This is a genomic window from Streptomyces sp. NPDC006476 (assembly GCF_040612015.1).
Taxonomy (GTDB): Bacteria; Actinomycetota; Actinomycetes; order Streptomycetales; family Streptomycetaceae; genus Streptomyces; species Streptomyces griseorubiginosus_B.
This window is the reverse complement of record NZ_JBEXPK010000224.1, coordinates 1-3,221: the sequence shown is the minus strand read 5'-3', so window position 1 is coordinate 3,221 and position 3,221 is coordinate 1. Positions and strand designations below refer to the sequence as shown.

The 3,221-nt window shown below is 68.3% G+C and carries 2 protein-coding genes and 2 pseudogenes; 1 reads left to right on the top strand and 3 read right to left on the bottom strand.

Annotated elements, in window-relative coordinates; all coding sequences use genetic code 11:
* Positions 1 to 569: 569 nt before the first annotated feature.
* On the top strand, positions 570 to 842 hold the full coding sequence (locus ABZZ74_RS53240; protein WP_060896651.1) for a Smr/MutS family protein: 273 nt from the start codon (positions 570 to 572) through the stop codon (positions 840 to 842).
* Positions 843 to 992: 150 nt separating this feature from the next.
* Here ABZZ74_RS53240 and ABZZ74_RS53235 read toward each other — a convergent pair whose 3' ends face one another.
* The 3 genes and pseudogenes from ABZZ74_RS53235 to ABZZ74_RS53225 form a co-directional block, all read right to left on the bottom strand.
* Positions 993 to 2,153, bottom strand: a complete 1,161-nt coding sequence (locus ABZZ74_RS53235) for an XdhC/CoxI family protein (RefSeq protein WP_356951322.1) — start codon at positions 2,151 to 2,153, stop codon at positions 993 to 995.
* Positions 2,146 to 2,637 (bottom strand): annotated as a pseudogene (locus ABZZ74_RS53230) (molybdopterin cofactor-binding domain-containing protein); the annotation flags it as partial. The pseudogene ABZZ74_RS53230 and the gene ABZZ74_RS53235, both read right to left, overlap by 8 nt.
* Before the next feature lie 194 nt (positions 2,638 to 2,831).
* Positions 2,832 to 3,221: pseudogene (locus ABZZ74_RS53225) on the bottom strand (transcriptional regulator); the annotation flags it as partial.

Genomic DNA, 3,221 nt, shown 5'->3' with positions numbered 1-3,221 from the left:
ACCTTCGACAAGCCCTATCGTCCCAGCTCAGAGGCACTCCTCGCTTATTTGATCAACCCTCGGACGACCCTCTTCGTGAAAGCCCGAGGCTAAACATGCGATGCGGCAGAGATGGACAGTGGACGGCGAGACAGCGGACCACCCAGCGCCGCGGCATCCGGGAAGCCCGACGGGCTACTTCCGCACGGCGGTCAGGAGCTGGAGTTTCTCATGGCTCGGGGAACCGGGCGTCGCGGAGAAGACGAGCAGTTCCTGTGCCGCGTCAGGGCCCACCAGCCATTGTGCGTACATCCCGAGCTCGCCGAGTTCGGCGAAGGCCAGGCGGTGGCTGTGGTTGGGTTGCGGCGTGCAGCGCGAGCACCTCGCAGCCGGCCTCCAAGCGCGGTATCACGTCGTTGAGTTCCCGCGGCGTGATTAGCTCGATCCGGGCGCCATCCAGGACCGCCCGTCGCCCAGCACCCACAGCGACGCGAATCTCGGGTCCATCAGGTGCGCGTTCGACATAGGCTCTGCCGCCAGCGTTTCAACTACAGCACCTAGATCAGATTCTCTTAAGGAGACAGACAAGAGTGATCACCGTAGACCTGCATCCTATCTTCAAGAACAATCGTGATATTGAGCTGACGTTGCGACAGACACTCTTCAAAGCGGCGCATATGGGCGAGGATGCCGTTCAGTTCATTCCGGGCAAAGGATCGGGGCAGCTTAAGCAGCGGGTGCTGACATTCCTCGCGCAGAAGCACATCAAAAAGCTGTACCACGCTGTGGAAACCCCCCCAGGCAACAGCGGCCGAATCATCGTTCGCATGGCTGCGCCCAGGTCACGCTCCGCTGCCCCCTAGACGACAAGGACGATGCCGGTGAATCCGGCGACAAAGAGGCTAACGAACGCCCAGCTCAGCACCCGCACCTGAGCCCCCCCGATGCCCCTTCTTCCTCCCCGCGTACGCCTGACGCTGCTCGGCCGCGGCGCAGGCGCTACGGGAAGGAGGTCATCCGGCTGCCGACGTCAGTGCGGTCACCCGACCGGGGCCTTCGGGGCGGTCGTGGTGGATCGGGGTCGGTGCGCCGGTCAGCGGTATGCCCGACCCGCCCCGGCGCGCCGCGACGATCTCGGCCGCGATGGACAGGGCGGTCTCCTCCGGCGTACGGGCACCCAGGTCGAGGCCGATCGGGGAGTGCAGACGGGCCAGCTCCTCCTCGGTGACACCCGCCTCCCGCAGCCGCCGGTTTCGGTCCTCGTGGGTGCGGCGCGAGCCCATCGCGCCGACGAACGCGACCGGCAGCCGCAGGGCCTCCTCCAGCAGCGGGACGTCGAACTTGGCGTCATGGGTGAGCACGCACAGGACCGTACGGGCATCGATTTCGGTGCCGCGCAGATAGCGGTCCGGCCAGTCGACCACGATCTCGTCGGCCTCCGGGAAGCGGGCCCGGGTGGCGAAGACGGAGCGTGCGTCGCAGACGGTCACGTGGTAGCCGAGAAACTTGCCCGTCCGCACGAGCGCCGCCGCGAAGTCGATCGCCCCGAAGACGATCATGCGGGGCGGTTGCACACTGGACTCGACGAACAGCGTCACACCGCCCGGGCAGTGCGAGCCGTCCTCCGAGACGTCGACCGTGCCGGTGCGTCCGGCGTCCAGCAGAGCGCGGGCCTCGGCGGCTGCCGTCCCGTCCAGCCGGGGATCGCCGCCCAACCCGCCCTCGTACGCCCCGTCGGCGCGGACCAGCAGAGCGCGGCCGAGCAGGTCGTCCGGGCCCCGGACCACGCGGGCGACCGCAGCCGTCTCCCCACCGGCGGCGGACGAGAGCGCCGCCTCGAACACTCGCCGGTCCGGCGCGTCCCCACGGACCGGGGTGACCAGGACATCGATCACCCCGCCGCAGGTCAGGCCCACCGCGAAGGCGTCCTCGTCGCTGTAGCCGAACCGTTCCCGTACCGCGTGGCCGTCCTGGAGCGCCTGGACGCACAGGTCGTACACCGCGCCCTCGACACAGCCGCCGGAGACCGAGCCGACGGCCGTGCCGTCGGCGTCGACGGCGAGCGCCGCGCCCGGCGGGCGGGGAGCGCTGCCGCCGACGGCCACCACCGTGGCCACGGCGAAGTCACGGCCCTGCGCCGCCCACCGGTGCAGTTCGACTGCGATGTCAAGCATCTCGGCCGGCCATCAGTACACGGTCGGGCCGGATGGGCAGGTGCCGGTGGCGTACGCCGGTCGCGTGCCAGACCGCGTTGGCGACGGCCGCGGCGGCGCCCACGATGCCGATCTCGCCGATGCCCTTGATGCCGACCGGGTCGTCCGGGTCGGGGTCGTCCACCCAGTCCGCCTCGATGACGGGGACGTCCGCGTTCGCGGCGAAGTGGTAGCCCGCGAGGTCCGCGCCGACGTGCCCGCCGGTGGCCCGGTCCCGGACCGCCTCCTCGTGGAGCGCCATGGACAGGCCCCAGACCATGCCGCCGACGAACTGGCTGCGCGCGGTCAGCGGGTTGACGATCCGGCCCGCGGCGAACATCCCGAGCATCCGTCGCACCCGGACCTCGCCGGTGGTGACGTCGACGGCCACCTCGGCGAACTGCGCGCCGAAGGAGTACCGCTCCTTGCTCGTCAGCCTGCCGATGGCCTCGGCGGTGTTCGAGCGGCTTCTCGGGCAGCTCTTCAACACCACCGTCATGACCATTAGCCGTGTGGTCAAGGACGTCCGCCCGCTCCTCGAAGCACACAGCATCTGCATTCCTTCATCAACTGCTCGTTTTCGTACACCAGTCGACATCGCCAGATTTTTCGAATCAGACAACACCAAGATCGAACCAGCGTGTTGATTCCCGGCAAGCCCTAAGCACCTACGGCTGCCAGGAGTTGGAGTTTTTCGTAGTCCGTCGAGCCGGGCACGGCGGAGAAGACCAGCAGCTCCTGAACCTGGTCGGGGTCCACCAGCCGCTGGCAGTACAGCTCCATCTCACCCAACTCCCCATGCAGGTAGCGTTTGAGGTCGTTGTGGTGGGTGACGTCCACCTCGTGCAAATGCCAGAGGTCGGCGAATTCCGGACTGACGGCCAGCAGTGCGGCGACGATCTCGCCGGCCCTGCCCTGAGGGTCCGCCGTGTGCGCCGCCCGGAGATCCACGGTAAAGACCCTGCCCCGCAGGGCGTGGTCCTCGACGGGATAGAGGCTGCGTTGCGCCGGGTCGGTGAACCAGCGGTAGACCAGGTAGCGGGACATTCC